Annotated in this window: 15 protein-coding genes and 1 pseudogene; 7 read left to right on the top strand and 9 right to left on the bottom strand. The window is 62.0% G+C overall.

The annotated features are described in order from the left end of the window. Nucleotides 1-147: 147 nt before the first annotated feature. The 4 genes and pseudogenes from BX592_RS34660 to BX592_RS29755 form a co-directional block, all read right to left on the bottom strand. A pseudogene (locus BX592_RS34660) lies at nucleotides 148-260 on the bottom strand (IS110 family RNA-guided transposase); the annotation flags it as partial. A gap of 202 nt (nucleotides 261-462) precedes the next feature. Next, entirely contained in the window at nucleotides 463-558 is a 96-nt protein-coding gene (locus tag BX592_RS34665; RefSeq protein ID WP_243849795.1) for a zinc-binding dehydrogenase, read from the bottom strand. Between the two features lie 52 nt (nucleotides 559-610). Then, the gene (locus BX592_RS34670; RefSeq protein ID WP_243849796.1) at nucleotides 611-778 is read right to left on the bottom strand and encodes a hypothetical protein; all 168 of its coding nucleotides are present in this window, start codon (nucleotides 776-778) and stop codon (nucleotides 611-613) included. 113 nt (nucleotides 779-891) lie between these two features. Next, complete coding sequence (locus tag BX592_RS29755) at nucleotides 892-1,824, bottom strand: DMT family transporter (protein ID WP_134196878.1); 933 nt, start codon at nucleotides 1,822-1,824, stop codon at nucleotides 892-894. A 129-nt stretch (nucleotides 1,825-1,953) separates the two neighbouring features. On the opposite strand from BX592_RS29755, the gene BX592_RS29760 reads away from it, so the two are divergent. Further along, nucleotides 1,954-2,880, top strand: coding sequence for a LysR family transcriptional regulator (locus BX592_RS29760; RefSeq protein WP_134196879.1), 927 nt, complete (start codon nucleotides 1,954-1,956; stop codon nucleotides 2,878-2,880). Nucleotides 2,881-3,551: 671 nt separating this feature from the next. Next, nucleotides 3,552-4,511 (top strand): homocysteine S-methyltransferase family protein, encoded by a 960-nt coding sequence (locus BX592_RS29770; RefSeq protein WP_134196880.1) that lies wholly within the window; start codon nucleotides 3,552-3,554, stop codon nucleotides 4,509-4,511. Here BX592_RS29770 and BX592_RS29775 read toward each other — a convergent pair. Then, on the bottom strand, nucleotides 4,492-9,984 hold the full coding sequence (locus BX592_RS29775) for an AAA family ATPase (protein WP_134196881.1): 5,493 nt from the start codon (nucleotides 9,982-9,984) through the stop codon (nucleotides 4,492-4,494). The genes BX592_RS29770 and BX592_RS29775 overlap by 20 nt on opposite strands. Before the next feature lie 566 nt (nucleotides 9,985-10,550). Further along, nucleotides 10,551-10,868 carry an RcnB family protein gene (locus BX592_RS29780; protein ID WP_134196882.1) on the bottom strand — a complete coding sequence of 106 codons (318 nt, stop codon included), beginning with the start codon at nucleotides 10,866-10,868 and terminating at the stop codon, nucleotides 10,551-10,553. A 410-nt stretch (nucleotides 10,869-11,278) separates the two neighbouring features. Here BX592_RS29780 and BX592_RS29785 point away from each other — a divergent pair, with 410 nt between their 5' ends. The 4 genes from BX592_RS29785 to BX592_RS34675 all read left to right on the top strand — a co-directional run bounded on the left by BX592_RS29785 (nucleotide 11,279) and on the right by BX592_RS34675 (nucleotide 17,921). Next, a complete protein-coding gene (locus tag BX592_RS29785) occupies nucleotides 11,279-12,439 on the top strand; it encodes an efflux RND transporter periplasmic adaptor subunit (RefSeq protein ID WP_134196883.1) in 1,161 nt (386 codons plus the stop codon). A gap of 11 nt (nucleotides 12,440-12,450) precedes the next feature. Beyond that, on the top strand, nucleotides 12,451-15,642 hold the full coding sequence (locus BX592_RS29790; RefSeq protein WP_134196884.1) for a multidrug efflux RND transporter permease subunit: 3,192 nt from the start codon (nucleotides 12,451-12,453) through the stop codon (nucleotides 15,640-15,642). After that, on the top strand, nucleotides 15,635-17,173 hold the full coding sequence (locus tag BX592_RS29795; protein WP_134196885.1) for an efflux transporter outer membrane subunit: 1,539 nt from the start codon (nucleotides 15,635-15,637) through the stop codon (nucleotides 17,171-17,173). The genes BX592_RS29790 and BX592_RS29795 overlap by 8 nt, the downstream gene beginning before the upstream one ends. Nucleotides 17,174-17,609: 436 nt before the next feature. Next, the gene (locus BX592_RS34675; RefSeq protein ID WP_243849797.1) at nucleotides 17,610-17,921 is read left to right on the top strand and encodes a hypothetical protein; all 312 of its coding nucleotides are present in this window, start codon (nucleotides 17,610-17,612) and stop codon (nucleotides 17,919-17,921) included. Nucleotides 17,922-17,985: 64 nt separating this feature from the next. Here BX592_RS34675 and BX592_RS29805 read toward each other — a convergent pair whose 3' ends face one another. Continuing rightward, nucleotides 17,986-19,200 carry a YeeE/YedE family protein gene (locus BX592_RS29805; RefSeq protein WP_134196886.1) on the bottom strand — a complete coding sequence of 405 codons (1,215 nt, stop codon included), beginning with the start codon at nucleotides 19,198-19,200 and terminating at the stop codon, nucleotides 17,986-17,988. Nucleotides 19,201-19,398: 198 nt separating this feature from the next. Here BX592_RS29805 and BX592_RS29810 point away from each other — a divergent pair, with 198 nt between their 5' ends. After that, nucleotides 19,399-21,219 (top strand): chloride channel protein, encoded by a 1,821-nt coding sequence (locus tag BX592_RS29810; protein WP_134196887.1) that lies wholly within the window; start codon nucleotides 19,399-19,401, stop codon nucleotides 21,217-21,219. 67 nt (nucleotides 21,220-21,286) lie between these two features. Here BX592_RS29810 and BX592_RS29815 read toward each other — a convergent pair whose 3' ends face one another. Continuing rightward, a complete protein-coding gene (locus BX592_RS29815) occupies nucleotides 21,287-22,207 on the bottom strand; it encodes an AEC family transporter (RefSeq protein ID WP_134196888.1) in 921 nt (306 codons plus the stop codon). Nucleotides 22,208-22,309: 102 nt separating this feature from the next. Beyond that, nucleotides 22,310-24,118 (bottom strand): SLC13 family permease, encoded by a 1,809-nt coding sequence (locus tag BX592_RS29820; RefSeq protein ID WP_134196889.1) that lies wholly within the window; start codon nucleotides 24,116-24,118, stop codon nucleotides 22,310-22,312. Between the last annotated feature and the right edge of the window lie 22 nt (nucleotides 24,119-24,140).

Genomic DNA, 24,140 nt, shown 5'->3' on the forward strand with positions numbered 1-24,140 from the left:
GGTGACGGTCGATATAAAGAAGCGTCGTGCCGTCGTCTTCGGTGTGGACCACGTGGCTGTTCCACAATTTGTCGTAGAGAGTCTGTGCCATGGTAAGGGGGATGGTTGTGACTACGGCTGCGGGCACAGGGAAGGCGAAGGACTTCCCGGCACAAAGCACATTGATGGTCGCTGCAATGCTTCGCAGATCGCCTCGGCATCGTTGCCATCAGCGACGTTGCCCCTCGTGAAGGCTTGACGAACTGTGGGCGGGCGAGTTTGCGACGTGACCTGCCTGCTAGCTTGAAGCAACCGCAAAAGAATAACGTCGCGTCAGGCGGCCCATATGTCGTAAATAAGGTGTTTTCAGGACGCGACGCGCAGGTCGATGGGAGAAGCGATATTCGCGAATCTGGAACGAATGCTTTCGACTACGTTCCGATCCGTTTTTGCCGGGAATGGTGCCTATGTTTATCGGACCTGTTAGAGCGTGACGACGATCCTTCCCACCTGGTTGCCGCCTTCCATATAACGATGAGCGTCCGCGATCTGGTCCACGGTGAACGTCCGGTCAATCAACGGACTCAGCGCATTTCCGGCGAGCGCGCGACTGATGAATTGCTTCGCGCCCTCAAGCGTCGGCGTTTCGCGTCAGTGCGATAGGCACTGCGCCAACGCTGTTTGCGATCTGGATCGCGGCAATACCGACGCTACTGGCCGCCGCGCCCAGCACGACGGCGTCCGCGGCGTTCAACCTGGCGAATGGGATCAACGCGCCGTAAGCGGTGGTGTAAGCCATCCACGTTGCGGCCCCTTGCCGCTGGAAAATCTATAGCACGTGGATGTCGGCGTTCGCTGCGTTTGAATAAGCAGCGAAGTCCGTGAACCCTATCTCGCCGTGTCGCGTGTAACTCAAACGTCGTTTGAGACCACCGGTTGCATTTCTTCCGGTGCGCGAATGCTTCTTTGCCAGCGCACCGTCGCGAGCACGGACGCAAACACGATAAGCCCGCCTCCGAACCAGGCCCACACCGTGATCTGTTCGCCGAGCCAAGCGTACGCGAATAGCGCGCCGAACGCCGGTTCGCTTCCCATCAGTAACGCGACGCGCGTCGGGCTGCTGCGCTTGACGGCGAAATTCTGTGCGAAGAACGCGAACAGCGTGCATGCAAGCACCAGATAAACGATGCTCGACCAGAAGACTCCGTGCGCAGCTAGCGACGGCAATGCATGCCACTGCTGTGACGGCAACATTAGCGCAACGATCACGCTGCCGAGCGCCACGGTGCCCGCCTGAATGGCGGTTACCGGCAGCGGCGCGAGGGCCGAGTCGCGCATCACGCGCTTGGTCACGCACACCATTAACGCGCGCAGCAGCGCTGCGAGAAGAATCAGCGCGTCGCCTGCGCGCGGGATGAACACGCCGCCACTCACGAGTGCGGCGCCCGCGAACGATAACGCGACAGCGATCCATTCAACGTTTGAAGGCTTTCTGCGCAGCAGCACCCATTCGACGAGCGGCGTTAGCACGACGCACAAACTGATTAAAAACGCTGCGTTAGACGCGCGTGTCAACGATATGCCGAACGTCTCGGCCAGCAGCACGCCTAGCAGCAATACACCGCACCCGAGCGCACCCGCCAGCGCGGATGCGTTGACCTGCCGTAGCGAGCGCAACGCCGGCGACAACACAACAAACGTCAGTCCAAAGCGCAGCACCAGCAGCCCCAACACCGGATAGAACGCGAGTGCTCCCTTGACGACCCCATAGCTGGTGCCCCACACGATCGCGACCGCGAGCAGCATCAGGTCGGATAGCCATAGCGCACGTTTTTCAGTCGACATCGCAGACCTTTCTCTATCTATTCGAATGGTCCAGATTGTCGAGCATTGCGCCCGAAACTATAATCGGGGCTCGCGGAACATCTTTTATGTCGCGGGCGCACAAATACCTGGGTCGATGCGAGCACGACAATGAATCCCACTGACCTTTTCGCATTGTTACCGGACATGGCGACTTTTGCCCGTGTCGTCGATGCGGGCAACTTCTCCGAGGCCGCGCGCCAACTGGGCACCACGCCTTCGACGATCAGCCGGCAAATCAAACGTCTTGAGCAATCGCTGGGCACGCGTTTGCTGGAGCGCTCGACACGCAGCGTGCGGGTCACCTATTCGGGCGCACAGGTCTATCGCTATTGCCGCGACATCGTCGGCGCCGCGTCCGGTGCGGTCGACGTCGCTGGGCAAGTGATCGGCGAGCCGCGCGGCAAAGTCAGCATCAGTGCGCCGATTGCCTTCGCGCGAACCGTGATCCACCCGCTGATCCCGGCATTTCTGCGCAGCTGGCCGGACGTCGACGTGCAACTGGTGTTCGCCGACCGTGAAATCGACCCGCTACGCGACGACGTCGATCTGGTGATCCGATTGACCCGCTCACCGCCATTGGGCCTGGCCGCGCGGTGCCTCGGATCGGTGAAATGGCTGCTTTGCGCGTCGCCTGCCTATCTCGAAGCGCGCGGAACACCGATCGAACCGCACGATCTTGCACGTCACGCGTGCCTGTATCTGGGAGAAACCGTCGACGATAATCGCTGGCATTTCCGGCGCGGCACCGAAACTCAATCGCTGGAGGTGAGGGGGCGTTATATCGCGAACCACGCGGGCGCCCGTCTCGATGCGGCGTTGCAAGACCTCGGCATTGCGAGCTTGCCCGACTTTGCCGCTGCGCACGCGTTACGGCAAGGTGACCTTGTGCAGGTTCTCGTCGACTGGGAGTTCGACGCGCGCGCCTATATGGGACCGATCTGGCTGCTGTATCCGCCGAACCGCTTCCTGCCATCCAGGGTGCGCGCGCTGATCGACTATCTTGCCGCGCAACTGCGCGACATACCGGATGATTGATTTCATGGCTGGCCAAAGATGACACCGATGGGAGACAGCAAGCCGGGCGGAGACGGCGATGAATAACCGTCGATGCTGACCGTCAGCAAGCCAACTGGTGACGATGTGAGTTGCCGTGCCGACAAGAAAGGTTGCACCAAAAACGACGAGCGTCATTTTCCATAACGGCAGATTGTGTAGGCATGTACTGGTCATCGCGCGTGCTCTCCGTACGGACGTCGCGTCCGGGTCTCGCAATATTGCCCAGGCAAACCGTTTTCTACCGTTCGGTGTGGGTCATTTCGAGTCGATTTTTCGCGGCGTGGCGCGCGTTCTTTTGCAAAAAGACGGAATCCGGCCAGATGGCGCAGATGAACCGTGTCGCGTCAAAATGTCCTGAAATAAGCGTATATCCGACATGCGAGATGCACCGGGATGATGCAATCTTTTTAGTCAAATGGACGTTCTGCGTCGATTTATGGATTATCTGATTGAAATAAGGATACCCAATAATCCTGTTTTGGGAAATTAATCAATGCGTGCGGCACATGTCATCCGTATTCGCGTCGTTTGCCACGCGTTCGGAATCGACGGGAATTGGCGGGGCGCATGTTCGATCATTACGCCTGCATGTCAGATTTCCAGAATTCTTTCGAATTCTGCGTAGCCCTTTTACCGAAATGAGTACTACGATGAGCAAATACCGTAAGCAGTTGCCGTTGCTGGAGGATCGTCCTTTCATGACGGATGGCGGACTCGAAACGTCCCTGATATTCCATCAAGGTGTCGAGTTGCCGTATTTCGCGTCATACGATCTACTCAAAACGGAGGCAGGTACCGCATTAATCGAAAGTCATTACGAGCGCTTCACTCAACTCGCCCGCCAGCATGAGGTTGGGATCGTGCTCGCGACACCGACCTGGCGTGCGAGCCGGGATTGGGGCATCAAGCTCGGCTATACGGATACCACGCTCGCCGCCGCGAACCGCCGCGCGGTCGATATGCTGGTTCAATTGCGGTCCAGATGGGAAACACCGTCGACGCCGATTGTCATCGTCGGCACGCTCGGACCGCGCGGCGACGGATATCAGTCGTGCATGCGGATGAACGCCGGCGACGCGCAGCGCTACCACGCGGAACAGATCAATACCTTCGCCGCGACGCAAGTCGATATGGTTGGCGGATTTACGTTGAACTACATCGATGAAGCGATCGGCATGATCCGCGCAGCCAAAGCGGCCGGCGTGCCCATCTCGATCTCGTTCACGTTGGAAACCGATGGCAGGCTGCCTTCCGGCGATTCATTGCGGTACGCGATCGAACACACCGATGCCGAAACGGACGGCTATGCGTCGTTCTTCATGATCAATTGCGCGCACGCATCGCATTTCGAAGAGATGCTGCGAAACGGAGGCGAGTGGCTTCAACGCATTCGCGGCGTTCGAGCGAATGCGTCACGACGCAGCCATGCCGAACTTGACGAGGCCGACGAACTTGACGACGGCGACCCGGTGGAATTCGGCCAGGATGCCGTGAGATTGCGCGGCTTTCTGACGGGCATGAACATCATCGGCGGATGTTGCGGTACCGATCATCGGCACGCCGATCAGGTATGGCGGGCGATCAAACTGGCTAGCGGACAGGCAACGTGAACTGAAACACCGCGCCGCGCGGCTCGTTCGCGCTCGCCCACAACCGGCCGCCGTGCGCATCGATGATCGAACGGCAGATCGACAGGCCCATGCCCAGACCGCTCGGCTTGGTCGAGTAGAAAGGCGCAAATAGATGTTCGGCGGACTCCGAGCCGAGGCCCGGCCCGGAATCGCGCACGCAGACGAGTATCGCGTCTGTCTCGGTGTTCTGATCGCAGACACACACTTCGCGCGGACCGTCGCCGGCGCTGCTCACCGCTTCGATCGCGTTGATGATCAGGTTCAGCAGCACCTGCTGCAGTTCAACCCGGTCGCCATCGATAAGCGGCAGGCCGTCCGCCAGTTGAGTCCGGATCGTGATGCCGTGCTTGATCGCTTCTCCATGGACCAGTTCGACCACTTCGTGAATGGCCCGGTTCATGTCGACGCGCTCCTTCGTCGGAGGGGCTTTCTTCAGTAATGCGCGGATTCGGCCGATCACCTGTTTGGTTCGATTCACTTCGTTGACGATCCGCGAAAGCGCCTGACGTACCTCGTCGAAGTCGGGCGGCTGGGCGTCCAGCCAACGTAGCGCCGCCTGCGCATTGGTCACGGTCGCGGCAATCGGCTGGTTCACTTCATGAGCGATCGATGCGGTCAGTTGCCCCATCGTTGCGACGCGGCTCGCGTGCGCGAGTTCGGATTGCATCTCGCGATAGCGCCGTTCACTGTCACGCGCTTCCCGTTCCGCCTGCTTGCGCGCGGTCAGATCCAGCACGAACGCAACCCCTTCTTTGCCGCCCGCGTCGAAACTGGCTGGGCCGATCATGATCGGCACCCGGCTGCCGTCTTTCCTGAGGTATTCCTTTTCATAGGGCTGTGCGCGCCCGTTGACCATGATATCCCGGGTCGCCTGTTCGTCGACGCTATGCCATTCCGCTGGCGTCAGGCTGGTCCAGCGCATTTTGCCGAGCATGACATCGTCGCGCGCATAGCCCAGCATCCGCAGAAACGCATCGTTGGCCTCCAGAATGTCGCCATCGATGTTCCACACGAAAATGCCGATGATGTCCGCATCGACGAGCCGCCGGATTCTCGCCTCGCGTTCCGCGACGTTGCGGTAAAGGCGGGCGTTTTCGAGCGCAATGGCCGCCTGCGACACAACCAGACTGAGCACGGTGATCCGGCCGGGTGTGAACGCGCGCGTGGTCAGGTTGTTTTCCAGATACAGCGCGCCCTTGAGCCTGCCCTGATTGACTAGCGGCAGACAGAGCACCGACCGGGCGCCGTGTTCGACGATGTAGTTATCCCGCGCAAACCGCGGGTGACTCGCGGCATCGTCGAGGATCACGGTCTCCTGCGTGCGCAGCACATAGTGCAGAACCGACTCCGGAAGCGCGAGCGGTTCGACGGGCTCATCACGCAGGTCGACGACGAACTTTTCGCTGTCGGTCGATGCTTCCGCAACGATCCTCAGTTCGCCGCCGTCCGGGAGAATCAGCAAACCTCGTTCGGCGCCTGCCTGTTCAATCGCGGTGCGCATGACCATCTCGATCAGCTTGTCGAGGACGATGTCGCCCGAGACCGCCTGCGACACCTTGATCACGGTCGCGAGGTCGAGATGTTCGACCGGTGCGCCGATCGTGCCGGTCGGGCCTGGCGCGAACGCTTCGGCACGTAGCTGGGGCGACTGCTCTTCGAGTTGTCGCACCTTGCCGTCGGCGCCCCAGCGCAGATAGAGGTAGCGCGCGTCCTGCAAGTACAGCCGCGCCACCTTCGCAAGACCACATGCTGCGTAGAATCGGGACGCGAGCTCGTTGGCTAGCGCCTCGTTATGCACGAAGCCGCTTTCCTGAGCGAAGTGGATCGCCTGTTCGTACAGGCGCATCGCGTCGCCTTCGCGCTGTTCGATGCGCGCGATTTCCGCGCCGACGAGCGCGGCGCGATCCGCGAAATTCTCCGGGCAGTGTTTCGCCCAGACCTCGAGCTGACGGTGATGCTCGACGACAGAAGACAGTACCTGCGGCTGCTCGCTTCGCGCAGCGCGGTCATACCAGGCTGCACGCGCGAGCGCGCCGTAAAAGTGATATTCGGCTTCCTCGAAGAAGGACGATGAGGTCCACAGCAGCGGTTGTGCGCGCGATGCGGCGTCCATTGCCGCTGCATGGTCGCCGGCCATATAACGGGCCTGCAGTTTGCGGATCCAGTACCAGCACGCGGCGATCGCCAAAGCCGGGTTACTCGATAAATGGCGCTCAGCGCGAGCTTCGCTGAATTGCCGGTCGTCCAGGCATCCGAATCGCTGCGTCGCGCCGCGCAGCGTGCGGACCAGCGACAGCTGCGTGTCGATAATGTCGATGACAAGGCCAAAGCGTGTCTTCTGCGCGAACGCGAGTCCGCTTTCGGCTTCGCGCTGCACGGCTTGCAGCGGTTCGCCCGCGAAAAGAAGGTCCGAATTCAGATTGTTGCATGCATAGGCGGCAGCGGTGAGGTCCCCAATCCGGTTTGCCGCTTCGAACGCGCGTTGCAATACATCGCGGCAAGCCCGCACGTGTTTCATCCAGCGCAATACGAACGCCGAGTAATACACGTACGTGCTGGCCTCCAAACGCCCGCCGCCGCGTTTGCCGACGAGTTCGTAGCCGAGCTGGCCGAACCGGAAGCCGGCGCGATAGTCGCCGAAACGCGACCCGGCAATTCTGCCAAGCATCACATACGTGGTACACGACGCATCGCAGTTGCCGCACTCGAGGCTGAGACTCACCGCCTTGCATGTCATCAGGCAGGCAAGATTCGGATCGGTGTGAAAGGCCGCCGGCCAGCACTTGATCAGCACGTTGACGGTGCCAAGCGATACCTGATCGTGCATCGGAGGAAGATGCACCAGATCTTCGATGGTCCGTTCGCCCAGCACGGACCAGATGTGCTCGTATTCGCGCCTGACTTCGTCGTCGGCCGGGTGGGCGGGCCATTCGATGCCGATCTGCCGCAGATAGTCGAGACAGACGGCGACCGCGCGGTCGGCGCTATCGAGCGTCGTGCACACGTCGATGCGCAAGCTGGCGACCTGTGCGACTTCGACGGGCGTCGCGGTGCGATCCGACAATGCGGCTAATCTCTCGTCGGCCTTCGCGAGCTTGCCGGTTAGAAACTCACACGCGGCCCGGTTCAGCTCCAGCGCGAAACGCTGCGCGTGCCGGCGTTTCCAGCCATCGTCGGATAGCAGTTCGGCACCGGTGTTCAGGTAGGTCAGTGCGGAGCCGTAAGCCGTCGCCGACCTGGCGCGCTGTCCGGCGATCAGATTCAGATCGGCGACGTGATCGCGTTCTTCCTGTTGCGTGATCAGCGCCGCGCCGCGGTTTAGCTGATGCACGATTTCGAAAATCATGTCCTCGAGCTTTTCCGGCGGAGTTTGCGCGGCGAGCAGCCGGCCGATCCGCAGATGCGCTTCGGCGCGCATAGCGGGGGGAATCAGCGAATAGGCGGCCTCCTGAATCCGGTCGTGAGCGAAACGGTATGTGCCGTCGAGACGCTCGACCAGTTCCTGACAAAGCGCTGTCCATAGCGCCGCGTGCACCTGCGCGTCCGGAATATCGAGCACGGTCGACAGCGTCTGGACAGCGGCGACATTGCCGAAGCACGCGAAATGCTGCAATGCCTGTTGCGTGTCGGCGGGCAGGCGGTTCAGCTTGCCGACCATCAGGTCGACCACATTGTCCGCGTAGCGCTTCGTATCGATACCTTCGAGTTCCCACGACCAGCACGCCGCGTGATGATCGAAGCGAAGCCGTCCCTCTTCCGCGAGCGCGAACAGAAACTGGATGACGAAAAAGGGATTGCCGCCGGTGTTCTCATCCACTCGCGCCGCGAGCGGCGCGATGCGTTCCCGATCGCTGCAAAGAGCGTCCGCGGTAAATTGCCGGATATGCTCCGGCGCCAGCGGCGCGAGCCGGATTTCCTCGATTCGGGCGCCCGATTTCCGGATCTCGTCAAGCTTGCCCGTGAGCGGATGCCGCGCGTCGACTTCATTTTCCCGATACGCGCCGATCAACAGCAGATATTGAACATCGGAGCCGGTCAGCAGCTCGGGCAACAGGTCGAGCGTGGCGGCGTCGAGCCACTGCAGATCGTCGAGAAACAGCGCGAGCGGGTGTTCACGACGCGCGAAGACGCCGAGAAAACGGCGGAATACCAGCTGAAAACGCCGTTGCGCCTGGTGGGGCTCGAGCTCGGGAACCGGCGGCGGGTCGCCGATGATCAGTTTCAGTTCGGGGATCAGGTCGGTGATCAGCCGCGCGTTAGGCTCGAGCGCGGCCAGCAGCGCGCGCCGCCAACTGTCGAGCTCGGCGTCGCGCTTGCCCAGCAGTGGCCACACCAACCCCTGAAAAGCCTGGACGACCGTGGAATATGGAATGTCGCGCTTGTACTGGTCAAGCTTGCCTGATGCGAACAAACCCCGCGGCGGAACCAGCACCCGCGGCAGTTCATTGACCACCGACGACTTACCGATGCCTGAATAGCCCGACACCAGCACGAGTTCCGGTGTACCGGTTCTGGCGAGACGGTCAAACGCCGCGAGCAGCCTGCCGACCTCGTGCTCGCGCCCATACAGCTTCTCGGGAATCACCAGACGATCGGGTTTGTCATGCTCGCCCAGCGTGAAATCATCGATCCGATGTTGACGCTCCCAGTCGGCAAGGCAGCGCTTCAGGTCGCGTTCGACACCTGCCGCTGTCTGGTAGCGCTCTTCCGCGGTCTTGGTCAGCAGCTTCATCACGATGCGCGAGAGCATCGGCGGCACATCGGCCGACCGCGCGTTCGGCGGCACCGGGTTGCGCGCGATATGGCAGTGCACCCATTCCATCGCGTCGGTTGCCGCGAAAGGCAGTACACCCGTGAGCATCTGATAGAGAATGACGCCCAGCGAATACAGGTCGCTGCGCGAATCGATCGAGCGGTTCATCCGGCCGGTCTGCTCGGGCGCCATGTACGCAAGCGTGCCGGAGATGGTCTCGGGTATCTGCGGCGCCTGGCGCTCGCGCGGCAGGCGGGAGCAGATGCCGAAGCCTGTGAGCCTCACCTGGCCGTCCGCGCAATGGACAAGAATGTTGGCCGGTTTCAGGTCCTTATGGATGAGACCGCGCCGATGAACGTTGCCTAGCGCGGCCGCGATACCCGCGGCAACGCTCAGGACCTTGCCGACGTCCATCGGCTCGCCGAGCAATCGCGCCAGCGGTTCACCGCCCGCATCCTCCAGCACGAGCACGTTCTGGCCGCCGTCGCTCGAAAGCGACAACGGTCGCGCGGCCCATGCGCCGTCGAGTTCGTCCTTCAGCCTTAATTCGTGCGCGAGGCGATCAAGGCTGGCGGGCGAGGGACGTTCGGCGGCCGGACGTGCGAGCAGCACGGTATCGTTGCCACCGCCGCGCGGGCGCGGCCCGCGGCACAAGATGCGCTCGCCGTCATCCCACAGCACCTGGAGATTGTTATTCATGGGCAGTCGAACCATGCGAATGGATCTTTTGCTGCGTTCAAGCCGGGCCGTGGATGGGGCAAGCGCTCAGGTTGGGATCGATACACCGGACTTGCGGGAATCAACGCGCAGGCATCCGGAAAGCATCGCATTTTGACGGCGAAGATGCCATCCGGATTGACCAAGGGGAGGGGGTGTTCTTACGCTGTCGCGGTGTCCGGAGATTGCAAACGCCCGTTCGTTATTCTTTACGTCGGACGAAACGATTGCACGGTTTGTGCCACAAGATAACTTAAAGCGCGCGTGAATAACGCATGCATATTGCGAGCTGTCAGCAGATTGTTTGGCAATACAGAACGGCGATAGACACGCGGATAGCAAAGCACAGATATCGACACGCGGCGCAGGTCGCTTGACCTTCAGCGGATAATTTCTGCCCAGTTGACCTGTTCGCGCCATTGCGACGTCAGAATTTTGACGCCCATGTCAAATGATGCGCTCCATCATTCATGATAGACAGGCGTGCCGCACACGATTGCCCGATGCTGCGACCGACCGTGATAGCGGCGACGCCCTGTGACGCGTTTTTACTTCACACCGGGCACGATCTTCGAGATTTTCCAGTTCTGGTTGGCGAGCACGTAGTCGCCGTTGATCCCGAGCCATTTCTGCCCCCGTCCTGCCGCGCTCAGGCTATGGTCCTGCGGCCGATCAATCACATAAATCCTGTCGCGGTAGTATGCAGGCACCAGCTGTCCGGTTTTCCAGTCCTTGCTTGGAATACTCGGCATCACCTGCTGACGGGGGAAGCCCTGGTCGCCGGCTGGCCCGGTCTGCGCGAACGCTGCAGGTGCAACGCCGACCAGTAGCGCAGCGATAATGGAAAGAACAAATTGGCTTTTCATGATCCGATCTCCCGAGGAAAGACGACGTTGATGTCACGCATAAGCAGCGGTTCCTTCGGCACTGGAACGTCCTGAAAGCAATGTCGCCCGACCGCGCAAACATGCTCTTCTAACATAGGCAATCGCTCAAGATAAAGAAAATTAAGCGTGTGCATTGCCAATCAATAGTATTAAATAGAACTCCGACTTCAAGAAGTTTTCGATCTACCGGCCTGTGAGAACGCGCAGTAATTCGCTGTGGATAATTGAAAACATTACCTGTCGGATTACCGCAGGGAGTTCAGGGGTAAAGCATTAAGCGTGCTTCGAGCCGGGGCCGCGCATCCAGGGGGACCGGAATCACAGTTTGAGTGAATATCGCCTGCGCCGATCAGACTCATGCGTGACGCGCCACCTCTGTGGAGCCTCGAGTGCCAGACTGCGAACTCAGACGCTATCGCCCCTGCTTGCTCGTCGTCGCGACGTCGTTGCTGCTCGCCGGCTTCGGATGTCGCGACCGGCAAGTCGCAAGCGCCGTCGCACCACCGCCGCCGAGCGTGCTGGTCGAAACGGTCGATGCGCAATCCATTCCACGGGTGGTCGAGCTACCCGGGCGCATCGAAGCGATCCGGACGGCGGAGGTTCGCGCGCGTGTCGATGGCATCGTCGAGCGGCGTCTCTATGAAGAGGGCACCGACGTCCGCGCCGGAACGCCGCTCTTTCTTATCGATCCACGCGATTACCAGGCTGCATTGCAGCAAGCGCAAGCGGCGCTGGATCGCGCGCAGGCGGTGCAGCGCAATGCGACTTCCGAGGTTGCGCGATTCAAGCCGCTGGTCGCGCGTCAGGTGGTCAGCGCTCAGGAATACGAGGCGGCACTGGCTGCGATGCAGCAGGCCGACGCGAACGTGTCCGACGCGCGCGCGGCGCTCACGCTGGCCCGCTTGAGGCTCGAGCGCTGCACGGTGCGTGCGCCGATCGCGGGACGGGTAGGGCGTGCGCTCGTCACCGAAGGTGCATTGGTCAGCGCAGCCGGCGCGACGTTGCTCACGCAGATCAACCAGCTGACACCGGTGAATGCGGTCTTTACGCAATCGAACCTTTCACTGCTGGAATTACGCAGACAGTTCAAGTCGGGCGCCATCGCGGCGCCTGCCGCGGACCGCGTGCAGGTCCGGCTGACGCTTGCGAACGGCGACGAATACAAGGAGCCGGGGGTGCTCGACTTCACCGATCTCGTCGTCGAACCGTCGACCGGCACGCAGGTTCTGCGTGCGCGCTTTGACAATGCGTCGCGCGTACTGCTGCCGGGACAGTTCGTGCGCGGGCGCATCGAGATCGGCACGATACCGAACGGCCTTGTCGTACCCGCGCGCGCCGTGCAATTCGACAACAATGCGACAAGCCTTTCGATTGTCGCTGACGATGGCACCGTGGTTCGCCGCAATGTCGTGCTGGGCCAGCAGCAAGCGGGACTATGGGTCGTCAAGGATGGGCTGGAGCCGGGCGAGCGTGTGATCGTCGACGGCTGGCAGCGCGTTCAGCCGGGACAGCGTGTGGACGCGCATCCGGTTCCAGCCGGCCACTCCTGACCGGCGTACCCATGAAGCAATTTTTCGTCTACCGGCCGGTGTTCGCGTGGGTGGTCGCGCTTTTTGTCACGCTGTTCGGGGCGATCGCGCTGATGCTGTTGCCGATCGAGCAGTACCCGGACGTTGCGCCGCCTTCGTTGACGATATCGGCGGTGTATAGCGGCGCGGACGCGCAAACGCTGGACCGCACCGTGACGTCGGTCATCGAGGACGAGATGAACGGCGTCGAGAATTTTCTGTACATGTCGTCGGCGAGCCGCTCGAACGGCACCGCGCAGATCACCGTTACGCTCAAGCCCGGCACCAACCTCGATGTTGCGTTGTCGCAGGTCCAGGATCGGGTAAGCCGTGTCGAACCGCGGCTTCCGCTCGCGGTCAGGCAGATCGGCGTGCGGGTCACGAAAGCATCCTCGGGCTTTCTGATGCTGGTTGCGCTGCAATCGGTCAGCAATTCGATACCGGCCGTCGAACTCGGCAACTTTGCCGCGAACAACATCATCAATGAACTGCGGCGCATTCCTGGCGTCGGCGACGCGCAGCTGTTCGGATCGTCGTATGCGATGCGCATCTGGATCGATCCAGAAAAACTCGGCGGATTTGGCTTGTCCGCGAATGAAGTGATGGCGGCGATCCAGGAACAGAACAGCCAGACCGCGGGCGGGGGACTCGGCGAGCAGCCGATTGCGCCGGGTGCGGAGCTCAGCGCGCAGATCATCACGCGGGGCCGCTTTTCGACGCCCGAGCAGTTTCGCGAAATCATCGTGCGATCGAACCCGGACGGCTCTACCGTGCGCCTGGGCGATGTCGCGCGTGTCGAGCTGGGCAACGATAGCTATGGCTTCAGCTTTCGGGTGAACGGCAAGGAGTCTGCGGGGATCGCGATCCAGCTCGCGAGCGGCGCGAATGCGCTTGCTGTTGCAACGGCAGTGCGCGAGCGTCTCACGCAACTGCAGTCGAGTTTTCCGCGCGGCGTTGGATGGGTGGTTCCGTTCGATACGACGCCGTTCATCACGACGTCGTTGAGTGGCGTGTTGCGCAGCATGGTCGAGGCGTTGCTGCTGGTCACGGTGGTGGTGTTCCTGTTCCTGCAGAAGCTGCGAGCAACGCTGATTCCGACCTTGGTCGTGCCGATCGCACTGGTTGGAGCCTGCGTTGGTATCTATCTGTTCGGACTCTCGATCAATCTGCTTTCGCTGTTTGGCATGGTTGTCGCGATCGGCATACTCAACGACGACGCGATCGTCGTGGTGGAAAGCGTCGAGCGCGTGATCCAGGACGAGGGCCTCGGTTCGCGGCGCGCAACCGTGAAGGCGATTGGACAGATCGCGGGCGCGGTAATCGCGAGCACGCTGGTGCTGGTCGCGGTGTTCGTTCCGATGGCTTTCTTTCCAGGCTCGACGGGCGCGATCTATCGGCAATTTTCGGTCACGCTAACGGTGTCGATCTTTCTGTCCACGGTGCTCGCGCTGACGCTGGGTGTGGCGATGTCGGCGACTCTGCTCGGCAACAAGGTGAAGCAAGACAACGGCGAACGCAAGCGTGCGGCGATGCGTTGGCCGGCTCGCATCCAGCAACGCATTTTCGATGGGTTCAACCGCGGCATGGAGTCTGCCACGGACCGCTACGTGCGCGCGGTGCAGGCGATGCTGCGTACGCCGATACGATGGCTCGTGGTTTTCGCGGTCGTCTGCGTAGCGACCGGGTGGCTCTTTACGCAATTGCCGCGCGGCTTTATTCCGAACGAAGACCAGGGATATTTCTTCATTGCGTATACGGCAGCGCCGGGCGCGACGTCGCAGCGCACGCAGCAGGTCGTCGATCAGGCCGAGGCTTTTCTCAGGCAGCAGCCGCAGGTGCGCAATATCGCATCGGTTACCGGTTTCAGCTTTTTCGGCCAGGGACAGTCGGCCGCGATGTCGTTTGTCGATCTGAAACCGTGGTCGGAGCGGCCTGGTACAGCGAACTCCGCGGCGACGCTGGTCGCGCGTGCGAACGCCGCGTTCCGGAACATCCCGCAGGCGCTCGTGTTCGCGCTCGATCCGCCGGCGATTCCGTCGCTCGGCAATGCGAGCGGCTTCACGATGAAAATCCTCGACCGCAGCGGCGTCGGCGGCGCGGCGTTGCAGCAGGCGAGCATGCGCATGCTCGCGGAAGCATCGCGCAGTCCGCTGCTGGTCGGTGTGCGTCCGGACGGCTTGCCGGCCGCGCCGCAACTGTATGTCGATATCGATCGCGTGAAAGCGCGCGCGCTTGGGCTGCAGATCGGCCAGGTGAATAGCGCGCTGTCACTCGCGTTCGGCTCGAACTATGTGAACGATTTCGTCTACGAAGGCAACGTGCTGCGCGTGCTGATGCAGGCCGATGCCGATCAGCGCATGCGTCCGGAGGATATCGGCGCGATCCGGCTGCGCAACGACGTCGGCGAGATGGTGCCGTTTTCTGCGTTCTCGAGCGTGCACTGGACCTCGGGGCCGCAGCAGGTCGAACGCTATAACGGCTTTCCGTCCGCGACGATCTCCGGCCAGGCGGCGCCAGGCCGATCGAGCGGTGCGGCGCTGGCGGAAATGGAGCGTATCGCGGGCACGGTGCTCTCGGGCAACCTGACCTATGAATGGACCGGCACGGCGTTCGAGGAGCAGCAGGCGGCCGGGCAGATCGGCGCGTTGCTGGTGCTGTCTTTCATCGTGGTTTTTCTGCTGCTGGCGGCGCTGTACGAGAGCTGGGCCATTCCAGTCGCGGTTTTGCTGATCATCCCGCTGGGCGTGTTGGGCGCTGTTCTGCTAACGACGGCCCGTCAGTTTTCCGCGGATATCTACTTCAATATCGGTCTCGTGACGATCATCGGCCTCGCTGCGAAGAACGCGATTCTGATTGTCGAATTCGCGATCAAGGAGGAAGCGGAAGGCCGCGATCCGGTGAGCGCCGCGGTGAACGGCGCTCGCCAGCGGCTGCGGCCTATTTTGATGACGAGCGTGACGTTCGTGCTCGGCATGCTGCCGCTGGTGCTCGCGACTGGCGCAGGCGCGGCGGGGCGGCAAGCGGTCGGTACCGGGATTATGGGCAGCATGCTCACGGCCACGTTGTTCGGCATTTTCTTTACGCCGCTGTTCTATGTGATCGCGCGCAAGTGGCTGAGCCGCAGGCGCGCGCAGGATGACGACGACGCGGACGAAGCGCAACTCGCTGGGGAACGCGATGGCTAAGCGTATCGCGGCCAACGCGGTTAATGCGGCCAACGCGCGCAACGTGGCCAATGCGGCCAATGCAGGCAATGCGGCCAATGTTGTCAACGCGATCAACGCGCTTATTGCGTGCATCGCCTGCATCGCGCTCGCGTCGTGCAATTTCGCGCCGCGCTACCAGCAGCCCGATCTGCCGATCGCGGGCAGCTATGAGAGCGCGGATATCGCGACGGCAGGCGGTGACCGGCTCGCTTCGGAAATTACATGGCAGATGTTCTTTCGCGATCCTACGCTCAAGCAGCTGATTGCGACCGCGTTGGAGCGCAATCGCGATCTGGCCGCTTCCGTCGCGCGCATCGAGCAGGCGCAGGCGCTTTATCGCGTGCAGCGCTCCGCACGGTTCCCGCAAGTGGTGGCCGGGGCGGACGCATCGCGCAGCAAAACGCCGCTTAACGTGATCGAACCCGAGGACTCGAACACCAACGCCTCGGTCCACTTCAACCAGTACAACGTGCAGGTGGCCGTCACGTCGTTCGAACTTGACTTCTGGGGACGCGTGGCGAATATGGCCGAGTCCGCGCGCCGGAATTACCTGGCGACGGTGCAGGCGAATCAGGCGTTTCGACTATCGCTGATCAGCAATGTGGCCGCGACCTACTACGCGATCCTGTCGGGCGACGAGGGCATTGCGCTTGCGCAACATACGCTCGCGACCCGCGAATATGCGCTTGAAGTGGCGACACTGCGTCTCGAAGCCGGCGCGATATCGCTTGTCGATTTCGAGCACGCGAGAATCCTGGTCACTCAGGCGCAGACGCAACTAGCCGAACTGCAAAGAATTACCGGGCAGCAGCGCGACCAGCTGGCGGTGCTGATCGGCGGGCCGCTACCCGTGGATATGCCCGAGCGGCATGAGGTGCGAGACGCCGATCAGTTCGCGACGCTCGACGCGGGTCTGCCGTCTTCGCTACTGACGTTGCGCCCCGATATCCGCGCCGCGGAACAATCGTTGCGAGCGGCCGACGCCGATATCGGCGCCGCGCGTGCCGACTACTTTCCGCGCATTTCGCTCACCGGCAATTTCGGTTACGTGTCGCCCGAGCTGAACGATCTGTTCGTGCCGGGCAAGCAGACATGGTTGATAGCCGGCTTCGTTACACTGCCGATCTTCGACGCGGGCCGTCGCAGCGCGCAAGTCGGTATCTCGGAAGCGCGTCGCAGCGAACTCGTCGCGAACTATCAGAGAACGGTTCAGGTCGCGTTTCGCGAAGTGTCCGACGCGCTGATCGCGCGTCAGCGGCTGAGGGAGCAGATCGAGGCTCAGGAGCGCGCAGTGGCCTCCGAACAGCGCCTCGCGGAGGCGGCGGAGCTTCGCTACCAGAACGGTATTTCGATCTATCTCGAAGTGGTCGACGCGAAGCGCAGCCTGTTTGCCGCGCAACAGCAGTTGATCCAGTTGCGCGCAGCCGCTTTGCAAAACGGCGCTTCGCTGTATATTGCGCTCGGCGGAGGCCAGGACGGGGAGAACGCTGACCAGTCCGCACGGCGATAGGCGCGATTGTTCGGCGGCGAGAAGCCTGAGTTCGTCGACGAGGGCTGAATGGCAAGACCGCCGGCATCGCGGCGCTCGACCCAAATGCGCTCGGCACGATATCCGCCATTGAGCATGGCGGCTCAAGCCGAAGGGCCATCCTGCCGATATATCTATCTCCATGCTTGCGCAAGCAACCGCGAGGCGGATGACGGGCGAGCATGCCTACGACGATTGACTACTGGGAGTGCAGGTTTTGATTGCGACGAAACAAAAAATCAGTGCATACGCGGCTGCATTTGCCGTTTCGGCGAGCCTTGTCGCCGGTCACGTTTGTGCGGCGACAACGCCTGACAGTTCGACACTCGACGCGGTGCCGCGCAGCACGGTATGCCGTAGCGCGACCCTACCGGCGAACATCGCGAAATCAGTGGAACTATGTGTCACACAAGGCTCGATGGCACACGACATCTATGAAGTGCGCATGGACGGCACGTCGGTCGTCAAGGGCATCGACGATGCGACATCGAGCGGGATTAACGGTGCCTATCATGGGCAGCCGGTCAGCCTGAAGTGCGAGCCCGTCCTGTCCGCTCCCGACAACGTCAGTGACGCGCAGATCGAAGGAATGCGCTTTATGAAGCCGGACGGTACGCGGGAAGAACTGAAGCAGCTGTATTTGAGCTTGCATACGACCGAAACTGGGCGTCAGTGTGCAATCAACGCGGACGCCAATCCGTTATTCACGGTCGACGTCCGTTTCAAATAAGCAGCGTCATGGTGGCCTGATACGCCGGTGTTTTCCGGAACACCGGGCGCTTCGCTTGCCGGATCTAACACGTCGTCGCCGCGAGCCGCTCGACCTCCAGTCCGAACAGCCGCCGCAGCCGTGTGCCCAGTACATTGCCGAAGAACGCGGCAACCAGCCAGACCCAGCCATGCAGGCTGCCCGACACGATGCCGCTGAAATACGCGCCGATATTGCAGCCGTATGCGAGCCGCGCGCCATATCCGAGCAGCAACCCGCCGACAACGGCCGCGACCAGCGAGCGCAGCGGTATGCGCCACACCGGCGCATAGCGGCCGGCCAGTGCGGCCGCTAGCATCGCGCCAATCACGATGCCGATGTCCATCACCGAGGTCACATCATGTGAGATCGGCGCGGCGAGCGCCGCGGCATTCGGCTTGCTCGTCCAGTAGGTCCAGCTTGCCACGTCGACCCCGAGCACCGAGGCGGCCTTCGCGCCCCACAGCGCGAACGCCGACGTGATACCCCAAGGCCGCCCGGATAGCGCGAGCGTCGCGAAGTTGAGCACCGCGAGGGCGATCGCGCCTGCCAGCAGCGGCCACGGGCCGTGCAGCCACGGCGACACATGCGCGGGCTGGATATGCGACGGAACCAGCCGGCCATGCCGGCGTTTTTCGATCACCACGGTCAGCGCCGCGATCAACGCGAACAGCGCCCAATTGGCAATTAGCGCGGGTGCCGCGCCAAATGTCGTGACGAGCGAAACGGGCGCCAAGGATGGAAGGGCGGTCCAGAACGGCATATGCGCGGTCGCGACCACCGAGCCGGCCACAAACCCGACGAGCGTGACGATCATGCGCGTACTGCCGCCGCCCACCGTGTACAGCGTGCCCGACGCGCAACCGCCGCCCAGCTGCATGCCAATGCCAAACAGAAATGCGCCGACGACGACCGACGTGCCGGCCGGCGACACAAAGCCCGCCACGGGCCTGCCGAACAGCGTCCCTGATGCGAGTGCGGGAAAGAACAGCGCGACGCCGACTGCGAGCATCAGCATCTGTGCGCGCAGCCCGGCACCCCGGCCATCGGCGATGAATACACGCCACGCGGAAGTAAATCCGAACGCCGCGTGATACAGCGCGACGCCGAGCAGCGCACCGACCATATACAGCGCCGCCTGATTCGGGCTGACCGTTTGTGCGAGATACCACGCGCCAACGACGATCAGCAACAGCGCGACGCCGAGCGGAGTGGGGTCGATATCGGTGCGACGCTGAAGCGTTGAAGTGAGATCGGACATGTCGATACCTATGTGGGGGGTGATCAACAGTGCATTTTCTCGCGATTACGAAGATCTTGCTGAACGTCGCAGCGCCGTTGGCCAGTCAGCTCGCGACGTGCGACCGGAAAGGATCGCCGCGGTCTCTGAGCAATGTACATCACGTTATGATATATATATCCATCACACGCTATTGATCTTCAGTTGTCAGGGGAACTCATGAGCGAGCATAAAGGCGACTTCGCAACAGATGTCCGGCTCTTGCGCATCAGTGCAATTGCCGCGGTCAGTGGCGCACTGAGTACGGTCGCCGCCGATTTCCTTTTGCACCTCATCCGCTTCTTCACGAATCTGTTTTTCTTCCAGACGCTATCTACCGCGAATCATTCACCGTCGCAGAACACGCTCGGGCTTTTCGTTATCGCGGCCCCGGTGATTGGCGGCCTCGTGGTCGGACTGATCGCGCGATTCGGTTCCGAGCAGATTCGGGGCCACGGCATACCCGAGGCGATCGAAGCGATTCTGTTCGGCAAAAGCAAGATGTCGTCGAAGGTCGCGGTGCTCAAACCACTTGCGTCTGCCATCGCGATCGGCAGTGGCGGGCCATTTGGCGCGGAAGGCCCGATCATCATGACCGGCGGCGCGATCGGTTCGCTGGTCGCGCAATTCTTCCATCTGTCGAGTGCGGAGCGCAAAGCGTTACTGGTGTCGGGCGCGGTCGCCGGCATGACCGCCGTGTTTGGCACGCCGGTTGCGGCTGTGCTGCTTGCGATCGAGCTTCTGCTGTTCGAATTGCGGCCGCGCAGTCTGTTGCCGGCGGCTATCGCCTGCGCGGTAGCGGGCTTTATGCGGCCGCTGCTATTGGGAAGCGGGCCTCTGTTTCCGCTGCATACGGCAGACCTCGGCCCGCTTGGCATCGTGTCGTCGGGCATCGCGGGCGTAGTCGCCGGTGCGCTGTCCTGGGGATTATCGACATGGCTGTACAAGATGGAGGATCTGTTCCATAAGCTGCCGGTCCACTGGATGTGGTGGCCGGCATTGGGCGCCATCGCGGTCGGTATTGGCGGGTATTTTCAGCCGCGCACGCTCGGCGTCGGATACGACGTGATCGGAGACTTGCTGCAAAACCATCTGGTGCTGCACGCAGTGATTTTGATCGTGCTCGTGAAGGCGGTGATCTGGGTCATTGCACTCGCGTCGGGTACGTCGGGTGGCGTGCTCGCGCCGCTGCTGATGATGGGCGCGGGCGTCGGAGCGATTGCCGCACCGTATATGCCGGGAGGGGACCCCGCAGTCTGGCCGCTGGTGTTTATGGCCGCCACGCTTGGCGGCATGATGCGCGCGCCCGTGATGGCGGCCGTGTTCGCATTCGAACTGACCGGCGACGCGAATGCGTTGCTGCCGCTGCTATCGGCTGCCGCTGTGGCGTATGGCTTCACTGTCCTGATGATGCGCCGCTCCATTCTGACCGAGAAAGTGGCCCGCCGCGGGTTTCACATCTATCGCGAGTACAGCATCGACCCGCTCGAAAGGCATTACGTCGACGAGGTCATGACGCGCACAGTCGAGACGATCGATGCGAAAGCAACCGTTGCCGATGTGCTGCGCGACTACTTCGGGCCGCGGCAGAAATATCGCGCGTATCCGGTCGTCGCGTCCGGCGTGCTGGTCGGCATGACCGATCGCGCACTGCTGGATCGGATTTCCGCGGAGAAAGCCGATGTGCCGCTTGGCATGTTCTTCGCGGACACGCGACCTGAAATCGCGTTGCCGCGCGAGACTTGCAGAAGCGTCGCGGCGCGGCTTGCGATAACCGGATTCGACCGTGTGCCCGTGGTCGAAGATGAGAAATCCTATCGGCTACTCGGCATTGTTTCGCGGCACGACCTGGTGAAGCCATCGATGTCGGTGTTTACGGAAGAACTTGAAATGGAGCAATTCCGCCGCGTATGGGTTCCGCGGAGTACGCGCCTCGCGCCGACCAGCACGCAAGAAGATCTCAGAGTGGGGCAAAGCACGCGCGCGGAAGTGGATCAGTGAAGAACCGCAGGCTAATGCGCGAGGACCGGAAGGTAGCGCGTTGGTTTAGCGAAGTTCGCGCGGAGCGCTAAAGCCAATACAGCCAGACCAGCAGCGTGACGATCGAAAACAGCGTTGTCATTGAAATGGCGGCGCCCGTTGTGGCCTTTTCGACATCATATTCGGTCGCGAGCACGTACGCGCTTTTGGCTGTGGGTACGGCCGCGCAGATCACGGCGGCAAGGGTAAAGACCCGGTTCAGTCCGATGGCGACGCAAATGCCGTACACGACCAGCGGCATCACCACCAGTTTGAGCGCTGCCAGCAACGCGAAGCGGCTCAATTGCCCACGCAGGCGATTGATCGAAAGATCGAGGCCGATCGCGAACAAGGCGCATGGCGTGAGCGCTTCCCCTAGTAAGCCCAGGTATGTGACAACGGGCACGGGCAGTGTGAGTTCGCTAACCGACCAAAGCAAGCCCAGCACGGTGGCAAGGATCACCGGGTTCGTGCCGATTTGCCTGACTAGTGCGCCTGTGCGCATTTGTCGCGAACGGGTCTGTTGATTGATCTCCAGCAGAACGACCAGCACGGGAAACATCACAGCACCGACAAAAACCGTTGCGACCGCTGCTGCGAGGACGCCTTGTGGTCCCTGCAGCGCTCGCAGGATCGGCAGCGCGACGAAGCCGGTGTTGGTCATCGCAACGATCGCACCGAGCATCGCGCTCGTTCCCAGCGATGCGCGCGCGCCGATGCGTGCGGCGACCAGCACGGCGGTGAAGCAGATCAGCGAACCGCCGCCGAATGCGACGAGGAAGCGCCACTCCAGCAGCGACCCGAGCGGTTCCTTCGCAACCGTCAGAAACACCAGCGCCGGCATCGCGACATAGTAGGCAAACTGCATCAGCGGGCCGGCAAGGGCCGGCGCCACGTAGCCCGATGTACCGGCGACCCAGCCTGTCGCGATGATCGCGAAGATCGGGACTATCAGGCTGGCGATATGCACGATGCGGTCTCCGTGTGCAGATGAGAAGGCATCGGCTATCAGGGTCCCATCCGTGCGGTCGATGCTATACGGAGCCGGGCCTGCTGTCGAGGAACTGTGCCGCTAGAAGGACCAGTACAACGGCGCGATGAACACCACCACCGCCATCGACCACAATATGATCAGCAAGCCGATTTTCCAGTAGTCGCCGAACTCGTACGCGCCGGGACCATACGTGACGATGTTCACTGGCGTGCTCATCGGCGTCAGGTGGGCGGCGCCCGCGCCCAGCGCAACGGCGATCAGGAACGGCGTTGCGGATACGTCGAGTTCCCGCGCAGTCGCGACCGCGATCGGCACTGTCACGAGCGCGGACGAGTTGTTGGAGATCACCTGAGTCAGCACCGCGGCGACGACGAACAGCCCCGCCATCACCGCGCGCGGGCCGCCGGCGCCGACCATCTGGATCACATAGTCGCCAAGCAGATACGCCAGTCCGGTCTTCGACATCGCGGTCGCGAGTGGAATTAGCGCACCGACCAGTATGCAGGTATTCCAGTCGATGCTGTATAGCTGGTTCAGCTTGATCACCCGCATCACCACCATCGCCGTCACGCAGATCAACGTCGCCACCGCGGCGGGAACGACATTGGTCGCGAGCAGCACGACCAGCACCGCGAGGATGATCAGCGCTTCGCGGGCGCCGCGGCCGAGTGCAACCGTCTGACGCCGCACGACTTGCGGCGCATCGACCATCAGGATCTGCGGGTCGGAGAAGTGCTTGTCCAGCGCTTCCCACGTTCCTCTGAACAGCAGATGGTCGCCGGCGAGCAGTTGGGTCGATGGCGCTTTCACGTCTTCGCCGCCGCGCTGAACGGCGAGCACGATCAGATCGCCTTCGTGCGTCGCCATGCCGGGGAACACGCTTTGACCGATCAGCGCCGAGCGTTGCGGAATCACGACTTCCGCAAGCCCCGACGAACGGTTGAACAGCGCATTCGTCACCGCCTGCGATTCCGAAAGCGGTTCGCGAATCGCGAGGTGCTGGTCGTTGGCGAGCCGGGCGACGCCCTGAGCATCGCCGCGCACCAGCAGGTGTTGCCCTTCGGCCGCGGGCTGGTCCCCGAGTTCGGCATCCTGATCGTCGACGAGTGCGAGGAGCGCGACACCCGGATATTGCGACAGATCGATGTCGTGCGTTGTCTTGCCGATGAGCGGCGAGCCGGAGCGGATGCGCAGCCGGTGCACGCCGTCCGCGATACGGTACTGCTCGACGAGCGTATGCGCGTGCTGGCTGAAATCGGGCGGCAGCGCGTTCGAACTGCGTTTGGGCAACAACAGTGGCCCTAACACCAGGATGATGAATACGGCGCCGACAAACAAAGGCAGGCCGACAATCGACCATTCGAAGAAGCGGATCGGCGCGCTACCTGCCGAGTCGGCCGCGAGCGTCGCAATCACGTTCACGGGGCTGCCCAGCAGCGTGAGTTTCGCGCCGGTCAGGCATGCGATCGACACGGGCATCATCAGTTGGGAGGGTTCAAGCCGCGTCTGCACGCAGATGATGACCGCGATCGGCAGCATCGCGACTACCGCGCCGTTCATGCCGATCAGCGCGGTCGACACCGCGGACAACACCAGCAGCGACGCGATCAGCCGCTTCTGCGATGTGCCGGCATGGCGAATCAGCCATTGGCCCGCCCAGGTGCCGACACCCGTCGTTTCGAGGCCGATGCCGATGCCAAGCAGCGCTGCGATAAAGACGATCAGCGGATCGCCGAATCCGCCTAACGCCTCGTGCATCGTCAGCACGCCGGTCAGGTACAACGCGATCAACGACATCACGGCAACCACCGCGGCCGGCAGTTTGTTCCAGATGAACAGCGCCATCGTTACGAACAGGATCAGCGAGGTAACGATCATCGGGTTCATCGGTTCGACCTGTCTTATCGGT

The organism is Paraburkholderia rhizosphaerae, from assembly GCF_004366595.1.
Lineage (GTDB): Bacteria > Pseudomonadota > Gammaproteobacteria > Burkholderiales > Burkholderiaceae > Paraburkholderia > Paraburkholderia rhizosphaerae.